Source organism: Salinisphaera sp. T31B1, from assembly GCF_040361275.1.
Lineage (GTDB): Bacteria > Pseudomonadota > Gammaproteobacteria > Nevskiales > Salinisphaeraceae > Salinisphaera.
Genome location: NZ_APNH01000004.1, coordinates 148263 through 166139, shown reverse-complemented (window position 1 = coordinate 166139; position 17877 = coordinate 148263). Strand labels below are relative to the sequence as shown.

Annotated in this window: 15 protein-coding genes; 6 read left to right on the top strand and 9 right to left on the bottom strand. The window is 63.9% G+C overall.

The genetic code is table 11. The features are described from left to right. Positions 1 to 180: 180 nt before the first annotated feature. Positions 181 to 1200 carry a histone deacetylase family protein gene (locus T31B1_RS15490; protein WP_353250432.1) on the top strand — a complete coding sequence of 340 codons (1020 nt, stop codon included), beginning with the start codon at positions 181 to 183 and terminating at the stop codon, positions 1198 to 1200. A gap of 280 nt (positions 1201 to 1480) precedes the next feature. Here T31B1_RS15490 and T31B1_RS15485 read toward each other — a convergent pair whose 3' ends face one another. Then, positions 1481 to 1972, bottom strand: a complete 492-nt coding sequence (locus tag T31B1_RS15485; protein WP_353250431.1) for a winged helix-turn-helix transcriptional regulator — start codon at positions 1970 to 1972, stop codon at positions 1481 to 1483. A gap of 73 nt (positions 1973 to 2045) precedes the next feature. Between T31B1_RS15485 and T31B1_RS15480 the strand changes: the two genes are divergently transcribed. Continuing rightward, positions 2046 to 2783 (top strand): SDR family oxidoreductase, encoded by a 738-nt coding sequence (locus T31B1_RS15480; protein WP_353250430.1) that lies wholly within the window; start codon positions 2046 to 2048, stop codon positions 2781 to 2783. A gap of 27 nt (positions 2784 to 2810) precedes the next feature. Continuing rightward, complete coding sequence (locus T31B1_RS15475) at positions 2811 to 3413, top strand: 2-hydroxychromene-2-carboxylate isomerase (RefSeq protein ID WP_353250429.1); 603 nt, start codon at positions 2811 to 2813, stop codon at positions 3411 to 3413. Between the two features lie 47 nt (positions 3414 to 3460). Here T31B1_RS15475 and T31B1_RS15470 read toward each other — a convergent pair whose 3' ends face one another. The 7 genes from T31B1_RS15470 to T31B1_RS15440 all read right to left on the bottom strand — a co-directional run bounded on the left by T31B1_RS15470 (position 3461) and on the right by T31B1_RS15440 (position 12731). After that, positions 3461 to 5014: a sodium:solute symporter family protein gene (locus tag T31B1_RS15470; protein ID WP_353250428.1), complete on the bottom strand. Its 1554-nt coding sequence runs from the start codon at positions 5012 to 5014 to the stop codon at positions 3461 to 3463. 4 nt (positions 5015 to 5018) lie between these two features. Continuing rightward, positions 5019 to 5285, bottom strand: a complete 267-nt coding sequence (locus tag T31B1_RS15465) for a hypothetical protein (RefSeq protein ID WP_353250427.1) — start codon at positions 5283 to 5285, stop codon at positions 5019 to 5021. Positions 5286 to 5417: 132 nt separating this feature from the next. Then, positions 5418 to 7076 (bottom strand): hydantoinase B/oxoprolinase family protein, encoded by a 1659-nt coding sequence (locus T31B1_RS15460; protein WP_353250426.1) that lies wholly within the window; start codon positions 7074 to 7076, stop codon positions 5418 to 5420. After that, positions 7073 to 9136: a hydantoinase/oxoprolinase family protein gene (locus T31B1_RS15455; RefSeq protein WP_353250425.1), complete on the bottom strand. Its 2064-nt coding sequence runs from the start codon at positions 9134 to 9136 to the stop codon at positions 7073 to 7075. The genes T31B1_RS15460 and T31B1_RS15455 overlap by 4 nt, the downstream gene beginning before the upstream one ends. Positions 9137 to 9192: 56 nt before the next feature. After that, positions 9193 to 10476, bottom strand: a complete 1284-nt coding sequence (locus T31B1_RS15450; RefSeq protein ID WP_353250424.1) for an NAD(P)/FAD-dependent oxidoreductase — start codon at positions 10474 to 10476, stop codon at positions 9193 to 9195. Positions 10477 to 10680: 204 nt separating this feature from the next. Continuing rightward, positions 10681 to 11499: an IclR family transcriptional regulator gene (locus T31B1_RS15445; protein WP_353250423.1), complete on the bottom strand. Its 819-nt coding sequence runs from the start codon at positions 11497 to 11499 to the stop codon at positions 10681 to 10683. A gap of 317 nt (positions 11500 to 11816) precedes the next feature. Further along, entirely contained in the window at positions 11817 to 12731 is a 915-nt protein-coding gene (locus tag T31B1_RS15440) for a LysR family transcriptional regulator (protein WP_353250422.1), read from the bottom strand. A gap of 115 nt (positions 12732 to 12846) precedes the next feature. On the opposite strand from T31B1_RS15440, the gene aptA reads away from it, so the two are divergent. Genes aptA through T31B1_RS15425 form a run of 3 tightly spaced genes read left to right on the top strand, consistent with a single transcriptional unit; the run spans position 12847 to position 16945 of the window. Next, positions 12847 to 14217: an omega-aminotransferase AptA gene (gene aptA, locus T31B1_RS15435; RefSeq protein WP_502951006.1), complete on the top strand. Its 1371-nt coding sequence runs from the start codon at positions 12847 to 12849 to the stop codon at positions 14215 to 14217. Between the two features lie 38 nt (positions 14218 to 14255). Then, positions 14256 to 15386: an alanine dehydrogenase gene (ald, locus tag T31B1_RS15430; RefSeq protein WP_353250421.1), complete on the top strand. Its 1131-nt coding sequence runs from the start codon at positions 14256 to 14258 to the stop codon at positions 15384 to 15386. Between the two features lie 56 nt (positions 15387 to 15442). Next, complete coding sequence (locus T31B1_RS15425) at positions 15443 to 16945, top strand: CoA-acylating methylmalonate-semialdehyde dehydrogenase (RefSeq protein WP_353250420.1); 1503 nt, start codon at positions 15443 to 15445, stop codon at positions 16943 to 16945. Between the two features lie 62 nt (positions 16946 to 17007). Here T31B1_RS15425 and T31B1_RS15420 read toward each other — a convergent pair whose 3' ends face one another. Beyond that, positions 17008 to 17868 (bottom strand): amidohydrolase family protein, encoded by an 861-nt coding sequence (locus T31B1_RS15420; RefSeq protein ID WP_353250419.1) that lies wholly within the window; start codon positions 17866 to 17868, stop codon positions 17008 to 17010. Between the last annotated feature and the right edge of the window lie 9 nt (positions 17869 to 17877).

Below are 17877 nucleotides of genomic sequence, written 5' to 3'. Positions count from 1 at the left end.
CGCCGGTGGACACCGTCGGCCCCGCCCGATCGACGCCGGACCGCGACGGCCAGCGAGCCGCAGCGGCCGGTACCGCCGGTACGACCATTGCAGTACAAAGCGCGGGCGGCGTATGTTGCCAGTCTAATCACGACGGCCGACGGCCGTACGATCTTGCCCACTCAACCACGGATACGCGCAGTGAAAGCCTATTTCGACGAACGCCAGAACGACCATGTGCCCCAGAGCTATCTGACCCGCGGTCAGATGCGCGCGCCGCAGGAGATTCCGGCCCGCACGCCGCCACTGATCGCGGCTCTGAAAGGTCTCGGCGTCGAGCTTTCTCAACCGCGGGATCACGGCATGGCACCGATCTCCGCGGTCCATGACCTCGGTTATCTCCGCTTTTTGGAATCCGCACATCGTCGATGGATGGCGATTCCCGACGACTGGGGCAACGAGGTGATGTCGAACATCTTCGTGCGCTCGCCCAATCCGCTCAAGGGCATTCTCGCTGAATCGGCACGCTACCAGGCCGACGGCAGTTGCCCGATCGGCGAAAAGACCTGGGCGGCCGCTTACCAGTCCGCACAGGTCGGGCTGAGTGCTGCCGACGATATTCTGTCCGGCGAACGGTTCGCCTATGGGTTGTGCCGTCCGCCGGGCCATCACGCACGGCGCGACGGCGCCGGCGGCTTCTGCTATCTCAACAACGCTGCAATCGCTGCACAAGCGCTACGCGGCAAATTCGAGCGGGTCGCGATTCTGGATCCCGACATGCATCACGGTCAGGGGATCCAGGAGATCTTCTACGAGCGCGATGACGTACTGTATATCTCGATTCATGGTGATCCGACCAACTTCTACCCCGTCGTCACCGGCCATGCCGACGAACGGGGCGAAGGCGTGGGCTACGGCTACAACATCAACCTGCCCATGCCCCATGGTTCGCCCGAACAGACGTTCTTCGAGAAACTCGACGAGGCGATTGCCGCCATACGACTCTTCGATGCCGATGTGCTCGTGCTGACCCTCGGATTCGATATCTACAAGGACGACCCGCAGGCCAAGGTGGCGGTCAGCAGCGAAGGTTTCGCCCGACTCGGCCAGGCCATGGATGCACTCGGCCTGCCGGTCTGCGTGATCCAGGAAGGCGGCTACGATATCGACAGCCTTGAAACCAACGCCACGCAGTTTTTCACCGGCCTGCTCGGAGCCTGAACGCAGGCAGCGGCCGGACGGGTGAAACGACGGCCGGCCGCTGCGACAGGCCCGGCCCAGGCTTTGCCAACAGGCGCACATGCATCGGGTCGAGGTGGTGCCATACGGGCGGACGCCTTCATGGCACCACCATTCCCCCGGCCGTATCTACAACACGATATCGCCGGCCATCGGAATGAGCCTAGCCGCCACTCCGTGGTATCGACACCCCCCGATCCGCGCCTGATTCGACCTCGGATCCAACTGGCGGATATCGATGTTCCGGCGTGTCGTGTCGTACTCAGCGGCTGTCGCTGTTCCCAAACGGCACGCTTCCCCCGCCCGGGCCTCGATGGAGCGAGACGTCCTGCGGCAGCACCGGCGTATGACAGGTTGTGCATACCAGCTGGGCATCCAGGGCGTGGCCACAGGGACGATGCATGCGTACCAGCGGAGGGCCCGAATCGTCGGCCCTGTATGCGTCCCCCCACTGAGCGATCGTGACCAGTATCGGATGCAGTGCGCGCCCTGCCTCGGTCAAGCGATATTCGTGGCGTGGTGGGCGTGTTTCGTAAGCGCGGCGCTCCAGAACCCCATGGTCAACCAGATGCGTGAGCCGATCACGCACGATGGTTCGCGAGATATCCAGCCGGGCCTGGAAATGCTCGAAACGGCGCACGCCCATGAAGCATTCGCGCAGCAGCATCAATGTCCATCGGTCGCCGATGACGGACAGCGTCCGAGCCACTGAACAGGCTTCGTATTCCAGCTCGTTCCAACGCAAGGCGCGCACCGTGAATCGTGGGCTTATTGACGGAATTGTACCCGTGATGAATACTCCGTACAGATTTTAAACGGAGTAGGCCGTGAATGAACCCGAGCGCGTCTGTCTCGTCGTGGGGGCCGGTATCGGCGTCGGCAGTTCCATTGCGCGCGCCTTTGCTCGCCGCGGTCTGACTGTCTGTGTCACTCGACGGCCACGCCATGCAAACGAGCTAAATGAACTGGTCGACGAGATTCGTGCCGCCGGCGGCCGTGCCCATGCCTTCCCGACCGATGCCCGATCCGAGGACGACGTGATCGAGCTTTACCGACATATCGAAGACGAGATCGGAGCGCTTGAAGTCGTCGTGTTCAATATCGGCGCGAATGTGAAATTCGCCGTGACCGAGACGACGACCCGTGTCTATACCAAGGTCTGGGAGATGGCCGCGCTGGCCGGCTTTCTCAACGGCCGCGAAGCGGCCCGCCACATGACGCCGCGCGGCCGCGGCACGATCATCTTCACCGGCGCCACGGCCAGCCTACGCGGCGGTGCCGGCTTCTCCGCGTTCGCCGGTGCCAAGCACGCACTGCGCGCGCTCGCCCAGAGTATGGCGCGTGAACTCGGCCCCCAGGGCATTCATGTCGGTCACGTGGTGGTCGACGGCTCTATCGACGGCGCGTTCGCACGCGATACCAAGCCGGAGTTCGAACGGCTACTGGCCGAAGATCGCATCCTAAAGCCGGACGATCTGGCCGAAAACTATGTCTGGTTGTGGCAACAGCCGCGCAGCGCCTGGACCCACGAGCTGGATCTGCGGCCCTGGGCCGAAACCTGGTAAACCCGACCCATCTCAAGGAGTAGTCCCGTGTCCGATCGCCGCTGGGTTGAATTCATCTTCGATTTCGGCAGTCCGAATGCCTATCTGGCCTATCGCGCCCTGCCCGAAGTCCTCGGCTCCTACGAGGTATCAGTCAGGCTCACGCCCTGCTTGCTCGGCGGCATCTTCAAGGCAACAGGCAACCAGTCGCCCGTCACCGCCTTTGCCCAGATCAAGGGCAAGCTCGCCTATCAACGGCTGGAAATGCAGCGTTTCATCGAGCGCTACGGCATCCACCGATTCAGCTTCAACCCGCATTTCCCGGTCAACACCCTGCTGGTCATGCGCGGGTTGATCGCGGCCGAGGCGGCCGGCGTCGGCAAGCCTTATACCGAGGCCGTGCTGACGGGTCTCTGGGAACATCAGCTGAAGATGGACGATCCGGCGATTGTCGCCGACGTACTGGCCGCCGCCGACCTCGACGCGACCGGCTTGCTCGATGCGACGCGCCAGCCGGAGATCAAGCAACGGCTGATCGACAACACCGCGGCCGCGGTCGAGCGCGGCGTGTTCGGCATTCCCACCTTCTTCGTCGGCGACGAGATGTTCTTCGGCAAGGACCGGCTCGAGCAGATGACGCGCTATCTATAAACCGATCCCGTCACCGATCGCAGGCAGACCCTCGGCAACGACAGGCGCTACCAGATTCCGAGCAAGATCTGCAGCCCGATAAAGACGGCCAGGATGAACAACAGCCCGATTGCGATCGTCCATAGATCGTTCTTCTCGATCTTCGACGCACTGACTTGGAACGCCGTCGCTTGCATCCGGTCATAGCCCTCGGCTGCACCTTCGGTCTGGCGAGTCAGACAGGACAGCAGAATCAGCCCACCGAAGCCGATCGGATAGCTGTAGATCGTGGGAAACGGTGCAAACCAGCCCCATGCGGTGTTGGTGGCAATCATGAACGCGCCGATCGGGATCGATCCCCAGAGCATGATCTTGACGGCCTGGGTGGTTACACCTTTCCAGTAGAGCGACACGATCAGGGTGGGAAAGAAGCCGAGCGAGGCGATCACGCCGGCCAGCGAGCTGGCGATGACGATCAGCCAGACCTGCTGAACCGCAAAGACGCCCACGATGATCAGCACGAGTACGCTGATGACCATGGTCAAGCGCTGGATATTGCGATCAGAAAAACGACGTTTGCTGGCGAACCGGAAAATATCCACCACGCCCTGCGATACGGTCAGCGTTTGTGTATTCGCCGTGGTGAAGGCGGCGGCCATCGCGCCGCCGATCAGAAAGAAACCCACGACCGGCGGCCAGACGTTGACCGCGGCATACGCCGAGATATCGTCCGGGCTCATCGAACCCGGTTCGATCACTGCCACGAGCATGGCGCTGGCGATGAACACGACGACGGTGAGCGCGATCGTAATGATATAGGCGACGAACGAGCCCTTGACGATCGATCTCGGCGTATCGACGATCAACGACCGATTGATCAGATGGGGCGAGCCGCCGATGATGGATAACCAGGCTAGCGCGAACCCGACGAAATAGGACATCGACAGACCGGACGAGCCGGTCGCGCCCCATCCGCCATTGGCGCCGACGGCTGCCAACCCGGTATCCAGCCCGCCGACGGCCAGGATCGTACCGGGCAGCACGACGATGCCGGCGATGATGAAGATGAACATCGACACCGTATCGGTCATCACCACCGAATACATACCCGACGAGCCCAGCGTCAGCGCGATGATCGCCAGCATGATAGCCACACCGACGGCTTGCGGAATATCGAATATGGTGGCGATGACGATACCGCCGCCCTGCAACTGAATGAGCAGATAGAAGAACAGGATCGCGGCCAACGCGGCGCCGATGCCGGTGAAAAGACCCTTGCTGTCGTCGCCGAACCGCTGCTGATAGAAGTCGCTGATACTCGTGCAACCCATCTTGCGCATGCGCAGCCCGATGAGCACCACGGCGATCAGCCAGCCAAACGTCAGACTGCTGGTGAAGAACAGCAGATACGGCATCGGCCCCCACTGCCAGGCTGCGCCAACGCCGCCGATGAACGTCGCCAGGCTGACATAGCTGGCGCACAGCGTGCCGGCGAACATCCACCAGGTCGCCCGGCGCCCCATCAGCCAGTAGTCTTCCGAGGAATGAATCTTCTTGCGACACCATAGGCTGATCAGCGTGAACACGATCAGTATGAGAACGATCCCGGAACCGACGATCATCGCTTCAACCCCTTTTCAATACGATCAAATAGATCAAGGCGAAAATCGCCGCAAAGCCGAAGAAGTACCCGGTAATGATGAGTTCGTGCATACCGGGCACGTCATGCGGTGAATCGGTCATCGCCAGCGTGATCAGGAACCCCCACATGATCACGAGCCAGAGCGACCAGAGAACGATGTCGAGCAGGCGACTGGTTCGTACGGCCTTGCCGGTACTGGCGCTCCCTTGGCCGCGTGCGTTGTCGCGGACTTGTCGATCCGGGCTGTTCATTGGCTAGGTCCCCTTTGCGTGTTGCTTGAATCGTCGGCTAACGACCATCGGTATTTCACTGCGCCATCAGCACGGTGCAAAAAGATCTGATACCGGGCTCGACGCGGCCACCGCCCGGTAGCGCGTTGCTGTTCAACCGCTGATATAACCGTCGTCGCGGTCGGCTGCCGCCGCGGCCGGGTGTCGCCGTGCCGGATCGCCGTAGCCGCCGGAGCCGGCCGTGTACATGGCAATCCGATCGCCCCGGCACATGGGCCGGGCGGTCACCTTGCCCTGGATACGTGTCTCATCGGCACGCCCGCGATTGATCATCTTGTGGGCCGGCAGCCCGTCGCAGCCGCCCTGGGCGCCGGCAGGATGCGTGGTCTCGCCGTCGTTACGTAGCGTGACCGTAAGCTCGTCGGCGAGCAGTTCGACCTCGCGCACGATGCCCAGCCCGCCGCGATATTCGCCCAGGCCGCCGGAGTTCTCGTAGAGTTCGTATTGGGTAAAGCGCAGCGGATATTCCTGCTCGGCCGATTCCACCGGCACATTCATGCAGTTGCCCACATAAACGTCGATACCGCTGAGACCGTCCTTGCCCGGCCGTGCGCCCATACCGCCGCCGTTGAGCTCGTAGTAGACGAAATACTGGCCGTCGTCGGGTTTTCGTCCGCCGATCGCCAGGGTGGTCGCATGCGCATGGCTCGAGGCCGGTATCCGGTCTGGCAGAAGCTGTGAACAGGCCTGAAAGCAGATATCGCTCAGCCGCATGATGGTGTGATACCGACCGCTGACAGGCGCCGGAAAACGCGGGTTGAGGATGGTGCCCTCGGCCAGCGTCACGTCCACTTGGCGGAACACGCCTTCGTTCTGTACCGCCTGCCCGCCGGTCAGACAGCGTGTGATGTAGTAGGCCACCGACCAGACCGTTTCCGGACTGACGTTGAACGGCCCACGCACCTGGCGCGCCACGCCGGTGAAGTCGAAATGAATACGATCACCGGCAATCGAGATCTCGACCGGCAGATCGATACGTTGACCGATATCCACGCCGTCATCGTCGAGATGGCCGGTCGCGCGGCCGGTCCCGTCGGGCAGTTCGGCCAGGCGCGTGCGGATCTTGTCCTGCGAGTAATCCATCCAGGCATTCATGATGCGGATGACGGTATCTGCGCCGTAGCGATCGAGCAGCCGCGAAAGCCGCCGCACGCCGATCGCATTGGCCGAGATCTGTGAACGCAGATCGCCCAGGGTGTAGTCGGGCATGCGGACGTTCGCGCGAATGATCTCGGTGATCGCGCGATTCTCCTCGCCCTTTTCATACAGCTTCAGCGGCGGAATGAGCAGCCCTTCCTGGAACAGCTCGGTCGCGTTCGACGGCGCGCTGCCGGCAACCACGCCGCCGACATCGACGTGATGACACATCGTCGCGCTGAAAGCGATCAGCCGATCGTCCACGAACACCGGCGCGTACAACAGGATATCCGGCGTATGCGATGCCCCCAGGTAGGGATGATTGAGCACGATCTGATCGCCGGGCGCGATCTCGTGGGCCGGAATATAGTCGGCCAGCACGCGCTTGAGCGTCTTGCCCATCGAGCCCAGATGCGTCGGGATACTTTCGGACTGCGCCAGCAGATCACCGTGGGCGTTGAACAGCGCGGTCGAGAAATCCTTGGCTTCGCGCACGATGCTCGAATAGGCCGTTCGCTGGAGCGTGATCGCCATTTCGTCGGCGATCGAGATCATGGTATGGCCGACGACTTCCATATCGATCGGGTCGATCTTGTGCGTGTCAGTCATGTTCATGCGTCACCCCTTGCGATATCGATATGCAGATTGCCCAGGCCGTCGAGTTCCGCGGTATCGCCGGCATGGACGAGAATCGTGGTGTTCTGGCCTTCGACCAGCGCGTGGCCTTCGATACGATCGCCCGGCCCCATGTCCGCGAGTACATGAATCGGCGTCGCAACGAAGCGCCCGACGCTTTCGTCATAGACCTCGCGATGGCGTACGGGCGCGCTGGCGCCGCTGTGCGAGCTGTTACGTTCGAGCGCGTGGACATCGACCTTCGATGCCAGGCCGATCGCCGTGGCTCGAAAATTCACGATTTCGACAGGCGCGCTGAAATCGCCATAGCCGTAACGGTTTTCGTATTCCTGGCGGAACAGCGATCTGATCCGCTCGCCATTCATAGCCGCACGGTCGTCGTCTTCGAAGTTGACCGGCACCTCGAACGCCTGACCCTTGAAGCGCAGATCCAGCTGGTAGGCATAGCGCCGATCGGCCTCGGCGACCGCTTCGTCGTCCAGGCGCGTCGCGCCGAGCGCGGTGACTTCGTCAAGCGCTTCAGTGATCGCAGCCGCGGCATCATCGGTTAAGGGCGTCAGGCGAGTCAGCGACACGTCATGGCGGATATCGGTGGTCAGGAAACCGAACGCCGACATCTCGGATGCCATATAGGGCACGAGCACCTTCGGGATCCCGAGTTCGCGCGCGATCTGGGTGGCATGCAGCGACGCCGCGCCGCCAAAGGCGAACAGCACGAAGTCACGCGGGTTGAGCCCCTTGCGAATCGTCACCCGGCGAACCGCTTCGGCCATATGGTGATTGCCGATACGAATCACGCCGAGCGCGGCCTGTTCGAGCGACAGATCGGTCTGAGCCATGATCGATGCGAAGGCCGTACGGGCGGCGGCGACATCCAGTTCGAGTTCACCGCTGTAGAAGGCGCCCGGATCCAGGCGTCCGAGCACCAGATTGGCATCGGTAATAGTGGGCTGATCGCCGCCGTTGCCGTAACAGGCGGGCCCCGGAATCGCGCCGGCGCTCTCCGGGCCGACCTTGAGTAGTTGCCCCTGGTCCATCCAGCCGATGCTGCCCCCGCCCGCCCCGACGGTTTCCATATCGATCATCGATACCTTGAGCGGATAGCCGGCGATCTGGCCTTCCATCGTCGCGTTCGGGCTTTGATCCAGAATCATCGCCACATCGGTGCTGGTGCCGCCCATATCGAAGGTGATGATGTTGTCGAACCCCAGCTCGCGCGCCAGAAACGTCGAGCCGGTCACACCGCCCGCGGGCCCCGAAAGAAGCAGTTCCACCGCCCGATGCCCGGCCGAGTTCAAGGACATCGCCCCGCCGCTCGACTTGACCATATAGGGTGATTTCAAACCGATACGCTCGAGCTTTTGAGCCAGATTGGACAGGTAGCGAATCGTGTTCGGCTTCAGATACGCGTTGACGACGGTGGTGATACAGCGCTCGTATTCGCGAAATTCCGGCGCAATCTCGTGCGAGAGCGTGATATGGCAGTCCGGATACACGCGCCGGATGATCTCGGCGGTCTGACGTTCATGTGCCGCGTTGGCATAGGCATGCAGATACACCACGGCGATCGACCGGATACCGGCCTCGCGAGCGCGCTCGACGGCACGTACGACCTCGTCTTCGTTCAAGGGCTCGACGACATCACCGTGTGCATCCATGCGTTCGGCAATACCGAAACGGTAGCGCCGCGGTACGAAATGGGCCGGCCGGTCCTGATCGAGATCATAGAGACTCGGCCGTTTCTGGCGGCCGATTTCCAGCACGTCACGAAAACCGTAGGTAGTCAGCAAGGCCACCGGCGAACCCTTGCTTTCCAGAAACGCGTTGGTCACGAACGTGGTGCCGTGTACGAATGCCTCGATCTCGTCGGCGCTCGTCTGCGTCTGGGCGAATATCTTGTCGATGCCGTTCAAGACCCCGGTCGACGGATCGTCGGGCGAGGACGGCGTCTTGGCGAAATACAACGCCGCGTTGTCGTCGTCGGCGAGCACCACGTCGGTAAACGTACCGCCCACATCGATCGCAAGTTTCTTTCCCATCAGGCTTGGCTCTCCGGTTTGTCTAAATCCTCTCGCGGGCCCAAACCCGCCACGGCTCACAACAGATCGCGCATCTTGTAGTAGGCCAACATGGCCGACACATAGAGTCGGCGCAGCGAATGCAGCGGGATCTGGCGTACCGAGGTAATCGGTACCGGCAGCCGCGTCGATTCACCGGACGCCATGTAGTCGGCCAGCCATCGGCCCATGGCGGTCTGCAGGCCGATGCCGCGCCCCTGACAGCCGATGAGCACCGACAAGCCGTCGGCGGGTTGATGCACATGCGGCAGAAAATCCTGAGTAATGGCCACGCGTCCGCCCCAGCGATATTCAATCGGCTGGTCCGCGGCCTGCGGATAGATCCGGGCCAGCATGCGATTCAGATGGCGGAAATCCGAGGCGGAAGTCGGCTCGTCGAACGTGCCCCGTCCGCCAACGATCAGACGGCCGGCCTGATCGCGCCGCCAGTAGGCCAGCAGATTGCGCGTATCCGAGGCGACCACGCCGCCCTTGAGGATATCGGCACCGATGTCTTCGGGCAGCGGCGCGGTGGCGATCTGGAAACTGTTGGCGGCGATGATCGATTTCCGCAGCCCGGGCCACAGCGCGCCGGTATAACCGTTGGTGCACAACACCACGCGCCGGGCCCGGATCGTGGCCCCGCCTTCGGTCGGCAACTGCCACGCGCCGGCGTCCTGGCGCAGCTTGCTCACCGCGGTCCGGTCGTGGATGGTCACGCCGGCGGCCAGACAGGCCCGCGCCAGGCCACGGGTATACGACAACGGCTGGATCGAGCCGCCACGGCGGTCGATCCAGCCGCCGTGGTAGGCGTTCGATCCCAGCAGATCGGCGACTTCGGCCGCGTTCAAGGCCGACACGTTCGCGCCGAGAGCCTGCCATTGACGGCAGCGCTCCAGCGCGGCGCTTTCGGCCGCCTTGGAATGCGCCGGCTGTATCCAGCCGGCACGGGTGGCTTCACAGGCGATATCATGGCGTTCGATCAGGTCGAATACATGATCCGCGGTCGCGCCGAACACTTGTGCCATCTTGTGCCCGGCTTCGTCGCCGAACAGCCGGCGCATGCCATCGGGGTCGTACTTCATGCCGGGAATGACCTGCCCGCCACTACGCCCCGATGCACCCCAGCCGATTTGGTTGGCCTCGACCAGTAGGGTCTGTGCGCCGGCTTCGGCCAGATGCAGTGCCGTCGACAAGCCCGCATAGCCGCCGCCGACCACGACGACGTCCGTGGTCCGATCGCTATCCAGCGGCTGTACGGGCGGGGCCGGCTCGGCAGTGGCGGCCCACAGCGAAGGTGGCATCGACTGGGTTTCGTTCATATCCAATATCTCAATCCGCCGTTTACTCGGCGACCCGCTCTTCGCCGTTCCGAAACGCCGGCGCCGACCAATGGCTCGCGTTCATACCGGGGCCCAAGCCCGCCTGGGCACGGGATATACCGGCAGTAACGAAGCCGGCCAGCGTGCGGCTTTCACTGTGTTTACGAATCGGCATGAGATGCCCCGTCGTTTATCGGTGGTGTGCTATCGATTGCCTTGTTGACGCAGGCGCGCGCTCGGCCCGCTCGAAATGCCGCGTACGGTTTCCATGAGCATGGGCGCGATCTCGGCGGCCATGCGATCGAGCGTCCAGCGGCTGGTCGGACAGGACACGTTCACCGCCCCGATCGCGTTGCCGTCGGCCGCCAGAATCGGGGCCGCGATATTCAGATCGCCCAGATAGAACTCTTCCGAGGCCATGGCAAAACCGCGCGGTATGGCCTCGGCAATGGCCGCCTGGATGCGCTCGGGGTCGGTGAGCGTATGTGCGGTGAACGAATGCAGGACCGAGGCCTGAATCGTCGCCTGCGCGCGCGCCGGGGCCAGGCTCGACAGATAGGCCCGGCCGGATGCCGTACAGAACATGGGAATACGGGTACCGACCGGCATATGCACAAAGGCGCGCGAGTGGCTGGTGAAGCGGGCGACGAAAACCATGTCGAGCCCGTCGGGACGCGACAGGTTCACCGATTCGCCGCAGCGGTGATTGAGCTCGACCAGATGCGGCGTCGCCTGCTCGATCAGCGAATCGGCCGCGAGATAGTGGGCACCGATATCCAGCGTTCGTGGCGTGAGTTGCCAGCGGCGGCTGGCCGCATCCTGAGACAGCAGCCCCAGCACCCCGAGCGTATAGGTGAAACGCTGGGCGGCACTCTTGGTCATGCCCACCGCGCTGGCGATCTCCGACAGGCTCATCGTCTGACGGCCATCGTCGAATGCCTGCAACACCGCGAATGCTTTCGCCACGGAGCGAACATAGAGCGGTGAGGCCGTCGGATCGGCGTTGTCGGGTTCGATGTCCACGTGTTGTTATTGGTATGCAATACTTTGTGATGTATTCCAATACAGCTATGCATAGGCTGTCGCGCGTTGTCAAACAGCCGCGCCGGTGCGGGCACGGCCGTGAGCGAGCCTTGAGCGACCTTCCCTGTGCTTCTAACTATTTCCCTACAGCGCGTTATCCGGCCTGGACCCCGCGCGAAACAGGGCCTCGCCGTACGCCGCCAGATCACCGACGAACGCGCGACCGGCGCGACAGCGGTCCGACGGGACGCCGGACGCGGCACGGCACGCGACCGCGAGCCGCCTTTCCAGCCGGTTTACGGGCGTCGCGCGCGGATCTACGCGCCCTGGAATTCGGCCAGGAACGTGTCGAGCACGCGGTGGGGGCGTCGGTCCTGGCGGGTGATCACCGCGTAGTCGATCCGGTAGAACAACTGCGCCGGGCGTATCCGCCGCAGGCGGCCGGCATCGACCCAGCGCTGGGCGAAATGCTCGGGGAGATAGCCGATATAGCAGCCGGTGAGTACCAGAAAGGCAATGCCTTCACGGTCGGTTGCGGTCGCGCTCGCATTCAAGGCCTCGATACGACGCTGGCCGGCCGCGGGCAGCGCCTGGGCCGGCACGACGGCATCGGCGGCCTCAATCTGATCGTCACCGGCCTGCCCGGCCTGATCGAACAGGGGATGATTGTCGGCACAGTACAGACAGGCCGTTTCGGTATAGAGCGCCCGATAGTCGAGCGCGCTCAGTGCGTTGACCACCGGCACCACGCCCACGTGCAGCCGGCCGTCCATGACCCCGATCTCCACATCCGCGGGCGGGATCATGTGAATATTGAAATGTACATCGGGGCCCCGCCGCTTGAGCTCGGCCAGTGCATGGGTCACGCGCATATGCGGCAGCGTGACCAGATTGTCGGTGATGCCGATATTCAACTCGCCGCGCAGATGCCGGTGCAGGCTGTTGACCTCGCTACGAAACGCCTCGGTCGCAGCAAGCAGGCGCGAGGCGGCCTGATAGATATCGCGGCCTTCTTCGGTCAACGCGAACCCGGAGCGCCCGCGCTGGCACAGCGTCATGCCGACCCGGGCCTCCAGATCGGCCATGTAGACACTGATCGCGGAGCGGCTGATGCCCAGCGTCGGCACCGCGGCGGTGAACCCCCCGCTTTCGACCACGGCCCGGAATACCCGTATCAGGCGCAGCTCGAAATCGCTGATCTGGCCGAGCGGATCGATATGGCGCTCGATCATGGCGTGCCCACCCGATACGTAAGCGCTGGCTGACGTGAACGTTCAATCATGCCGATTTAATAACACATAAACCCGGCATAGGCTCGTCGTACACACTCCTTCACAGGGCCGGCCCATGTCGACATCCACATCCCGCGTTTCGGTTACCGACGATCTGGCCACGCATGCCGCGGCCCTCACTCCTGCCGACATGAACGCCTACTGGATGCCGTTTTCCGGCAACCGTCAGTTCAAGGCAGACCCGCGCCTGATCGTGGGCGCGCGCGACTGTCATTACATCGACGCCGACGGCCGCGAGATCTTCGACAGTCTGTCGGGGCTGTGGTGTACCAGCTTCGGCCACGGCCGCCGCGAGATCGCCGATGCCATCGCCCGCACCGCGCGCGAGCTCGACTACGCCCCGCCCTTCCAGTACGCGCATCCGCTGGCCTTCGAGCTGGCCAACCGCGTGAAGACCCTCACGCCCGACGGACTCGATCACGTGTTCTTCACCAATTCGGGCTCCGAGTCGGCGGATACCGCGCTCAAGATCGCACGCGCCTACTGGGCCAAGCGCGGCGCGCCGAACAGGACACGTCTGATCGGCCGTGCCAAGGGATACCACGGCGTCAACGTCGGCGGCACCGGCGTGGGCGGTATCGACGCCAACCGCGCGAACTTCGGTGACATGCTCGCCAGCGACCACCTGCCGCATACGCTGCTTGAGGAAAACCGTTTTTCCCGCGGCATTCCCGAGCACGGCACCGAACTCGCCGATGTCCTCGAAGACAAGATCCAGCACCACGGCGCCGACAACGTCGCCGCGGTCATGGTCGAACCGATGAGTGGCTCGGCGGGCGTGATCGTGCCGCCGGCAGGCTATCTCAAGCGCCTGCGCGAGATCTGCGATCGCCACGACATCCTGCTGATATTCGACGAGGTGCTGACCGGCTTCGGGCGCACCGGCGCCTCCTTCGGGGCGGAGCTGTTCGGCGTTCGCCCGGACATCATGACGCTGGCCAAGAACCTCACCAACGCGGCCGTGCCCATGGGCGCGGTGGTCACCAGCGACGCCATCTACCAGACCTTCATGGACGAAGGCGGCCCGGCGTATCAGATCGAGCTGTTTCACGGCTATACCTACTCCGCCCATCCGCTGGCCTGTGCGGCCGGCCTGGCGGCGATGGATATCTACGAGCACGAGCACATGGTCGACAAGGCCGCGGCACTCGCGCCGCACTTCGAGGCCCAGGTACACGGGCTCAAGGGCCTGCGCCATATCGTGGATATCCGCAACCTCGGCCTGGCGGCCGCGGTCCAGATCGAACACGCCGACGGCCAGCCCGGCCTGCGCCCCTACAAGATCGCGATGGAAGCCTGGAAACGCGGGCTGTACCTGCGGTTCGGCGGCGACACCATCCAGCTCGGCCCGCCCTTCATCGCCGAACCGGCCCAGATCGACGAGGTCTGCAACCTCCTCGAAGACATCATTCCCAATATCGACTAGGGCCGGCCCACCCCATCATTTCGTAGCGAGAGACGTCTATGCACATCGGCGTACCCAAGGAAATCAAGCCCCAGGAAGCACGGGTCGGGCTCACGCCCGCCGGTGTGCGCGAACTCGTCGAACACGGCCACCAGGTCACGGTAGAAACCCGCGCTGGCCAGGGTGCCGGCCTGGCCGACAGCGATTACGAAGCCGCCGGGGCCACGATCGCCGAAGACGCCGAGCGCGTGTTCGAAACCGCCGACATGATCGTCAAGGTCAAGGAACCGCAGCCCGAGGAATACAAACGGCTGCTCGAGGGCCAGATCCTGTTCACCTATCTGCATCTGGCGCCCGACGCCGAACAGACCCGCGGCCTGGTGGACTCCGGGTGTGTGGCCATCGCCTACGAGACCGTGACCGCCGACGACGGCAGTCTGCCGCTACTCGCGCCCATGAGCGAAGTCGCCGGGCGCCTGTCGGTCCAGGCCGGCGCCCACTGCCTGGAAAACGTCAACGGCGGCGCCGGCATGCTGCTCGGCGGCGTGCCCGGCGTGCCGGGCGCGAATACGGTGGTGGTCGGCGGCGGCGTGGTCGGCAGCAATGCCCTGCGCATGGCGCTGGGCCTCGGCGCGCAGGTCACCGTGCTCGACAATTCGCTCGAACGCCTGCGCGCACTCGATGCGCTCTATGGCGGGCGCCTGCATACGTTGTTTTCCAATACCGATACGCTCGAACGCAGCATTGCCGAAGCCGATCTGGTCATCGGTGCCGTGCTGCTGCCGGGCGCGGCCGCGCCCAAGCTCGTGACCGAAGCGATGATTGCCAGCATGCGCCCCGGCAGCGTGGTCGTCGACGTGGCCATCGATCAGGGCGGCTGTTTCGAGACCAGCCGGGCGACCTCGCACTCCGAGCCGACCTATACCGTCGACGGCGTCGTGCACTACTGCGTGACCAACATGCCCGGCTGCGTCGCGCGCACCTCGACCTTCGCGCTGACCCACGCCACGCTGCCCTTCGTGCTGCAACTCGCGGACTCGGGTTATCAGCAGGCGTTGATCGACAACCCCCATCTGCGCGCCGGACTGAACGTGCATGGCGGCCAGATCACCCACCGCGCCGTGGCCGACAACCTCGGCTACGAGCACACGCTGGCAGAAAGCGTTCTGGGTATCGCGGCCGACGCCTGAGCGTGGCGCGGCCCACCCGCCGACCTCTATTCGTTTTGAACCAAGGATCTCGAGATATGACGAGCACGCTGCACCATTGGATCGACGGCCGTATCGCCGAACAGGCCGGCGGGCGGCGTTCGCCGGTCTACAACCCGGCCACCGGTGAAACCACCGCCGAGCTGGCCCTGGCCGACGCCGACCAGACCCGTGCCGCCATCGACGCGGCCGAGGCGGCGTTGCCGGCCTGGGCCGCCACCACGCCGCTCAAGCGTGCGCGCATCCTGTTTCGATTCAAGCAGTTGCTCGAGGAAAACCTCGACGAAATGGCCGCGCTGATCACCGCCGAACACGGCAAGGTGCATTCGGATGCCAAGGGCGAAGTCGTGCGTGGCATGGAAGTGGTCGAATATGCCTGTGGCGCGCCCGACCTGCTCAAGGGCGAGCATTCGCTCAATGCCGGCACCGGCGTGGACGCCTTTTCCCTGCGCCAACCCGTGGGCGTGGTCGCCGGCATCACGCCGTTCAACTTCCCGGCCATGGTGCCCATGTGGATGTTCCCCGTGGCCCTGGCCTGCGGCAACACCTTCATCCTCAAGCCCTCCGAGAAGGACCCGAGTGCTGCGCTGCGCATGGCCGAACTGCTCGCCGAAGCCGGCCTGCCCGCGGGCGTGTTCAATGTCGTGCAGGGCGACAAGGAGGCCGTGGATACGCTCATCGACGACGAGCGCGTGGCCGCGCTGAGCTTCGTCGGCTCGACGCCGATCGCCGAATCCATCTACGCGCGTGGTGCGGCCAACGGTAAGCGTGTCCAGGCGCTCGGCGGCGCCAAGAACCATGTCGTGGTCATGCCCGATGCCGATATGGACAGCGTGGTCGACGGCCTGATGGGTGCGGCCTATGGCTCGGCCGGCGAACGTTGCATGGCGGTGTCGGTCGCCGTGCCCGTGGGCGAGGAGACCGCCGATCGGCTCGTCGCCGCGCTTGAAGAACGCCTCGCCACGCTCACCGTGGGCAACGGCGCCGCCGACGACGAGCCGCAGATGGGCCCGCTGGTCACCGCCGCGCATCGCGACAAGGTTGCGGGCTATGTCGATCTCGGCGTCGAGGAAGGCGCCGAGCTCGTCGTGGACGGCCGCGGGCTGACCGTCAACGGCCACGAAGACGGCTTCTTCCTCGGCGGCTGCCTGTTCGATCACGTCACGCCCACGATGCGTATCTATCGCGAAGAAATCTTCGGGCCGGTGTTGTCCGTGGTACGCAGCGCATCGCTGGACGAGGCGATCCGCCTGGTGAACGCCCACGAGTTCGGCAACGGCACCGCAATCTTCACCAACGACGGCGGCGCCGCGCGTGTCTTCCAGGAGAATATCCAGGCCGGCATGGTCGGCGTGAACGTGGCGATTCCGGTGCCCATGGCCTTCCACAGCTTCGGCGGCTGGAAGCGCTCGCGCTTTGGCGTGCTGCACGCCCACGGCCCGGACGGGGTGCGCTTCTATACCCAGCTCAAGACCGTCACCCAGCGCTGGCCGGACGCGCGCAGCAGCGAAAACGCCTTCGCCATGCCCACCCTGGGCTGATCCAGCCGGAGCGAAGCCGTACCGAGCCCGCGTTCGGTACGGCTTCGATGCTTGTAGTGCCGCTATCCGGCCGCGATGCCGAGAAAGTCGGCGGCGTTGTCGTGCAGCCACTTGCGGCGTACGGCATCCGGTATCGGCAGCGCCTCGAACTCGTTCAGCGCTTTTTCCACCGGCATCATCGGATAGGCCGACCCGAAGATCATGCGGTCCTGCAGTACCGTGCAGCCATACTGCAGCAACGGCTCATAACCCGAATGCGGTTTCGTCATCAGCCGTGGACGCATGGCGAGCGTGCCGATCCACACGTTCGGATGGCGCCAGGCCACCGCCAGCAACTCATGCACCCACGGCCAGCCCGGCGGCGACGCGCATACGCGCAGCGCCGGAAAATCGATCATGACCCGGTCCAGCGCGATGGGCGCGCCATAGGTCATCGAGGTATGCGTCGAAAAATTCGTGCCGCAATGGATATTGACCGGCACGTCGAGCTCGATGCATTTCTCGTATAGCGGATAGAGCCGCTCGTCGTCGATCGCGAGTTGGTGTTCGAAGCCCTGGATATTGAGCCCCCGCAGGCCGAGCTCGCGAATGGCGTGTTCGAATTCGGCCACCGCGGCGTCGCCGCGGTGCGGGTCCACGCCGGCAAAACCGATGAAACGCTCGCCGTGTGTGCGACAAAATTCGGCGACATCGGCATTGGCGATCCGAAAACCGAATGTGGAGCGTACGTCCCGTGCCTTGAGCACCACCCGCGACGCGCCGAGACGCGAATAGGTATCGAGGTACTCTGCCAGGGCGTCGTCGCCGGACGCCGAGGCAACCTCGGACTCGGTCTTGCGATAGATACGTCGGTAGTTGGCCAGATGCGACGCATTGCCTGCGAACGCCGGCCCCGGCGGGCGGCTGGAAAAATCGATGAACATGATAGGGGC

Coding starts and splice junctions, on each gene's coding strand:
- T31B1_RS15470 (WP_353250428.1), bottom strand. CDS start 5,014: ATGATCGTCGGTTCCGGGATCGTTCTCATACTGATCGTGTTCACGCTG.
- T31B1_RS15465 (WP_353250427.1), bottom strand. CDS start 5,285: ATGAACAGCCCGGATCGACAAGTCCGCGACAACGCACGCGGCCAAGGG.
- T31B1_RS15460 (WP_353250426.1), bottom strand. CDS start 7,076: ATGAACATGACTGACACGCACAAGATCGACCCGATCGATATGGAAGTC.
- T31B1_RS15455 (WP_353250425.1), bottom strand. CDS start 9,136: ATGGGAAAGAAACTTGCGATCGATGTGGGCGGTACGTTTACCGACGTG.
- T31B1_RS15450 (WP_353250424.1), bottom strand. CDS start 10,476: ATGAACGAAACCCAGTCGATGCCACCTTCGCTGTGGGCCGCCACTGCC.
- T31B1_RS15440 (WP_353250422.1), bottom strand. CDS start 12,731: ATGATCGAGCGCCATATCGATCCGCTCGGCCAGATCAGCGATTTCGAG.
- aptA (WP_502951006.1), top strand. CDS start 12,847: ATGTCGACATCCACATCCCGCGTTTCGGTTACCGACGATCTGGCCACG.
- ald (WP_353250421.1), top strand. CDS start 14,256: ATGCACATCGGCGTACCCAAGGAAATCAAGCCCCAGGAAGCACGGGTC.
- T31B1_RS15425 (WP_353250420.1), top strand. CDS start 15,443: ATGACGAGCACGCTGCACCATTGGATCGACGGCCGTATCGCCGAACAG.
- T31B1_RS15420 (WP_353250419.1), bottom strand. CDS start 17,868: ATGTTCATCGATTTTTCCAGCCGCCCGCCGGGGCCGGCGTTCGCAGGC.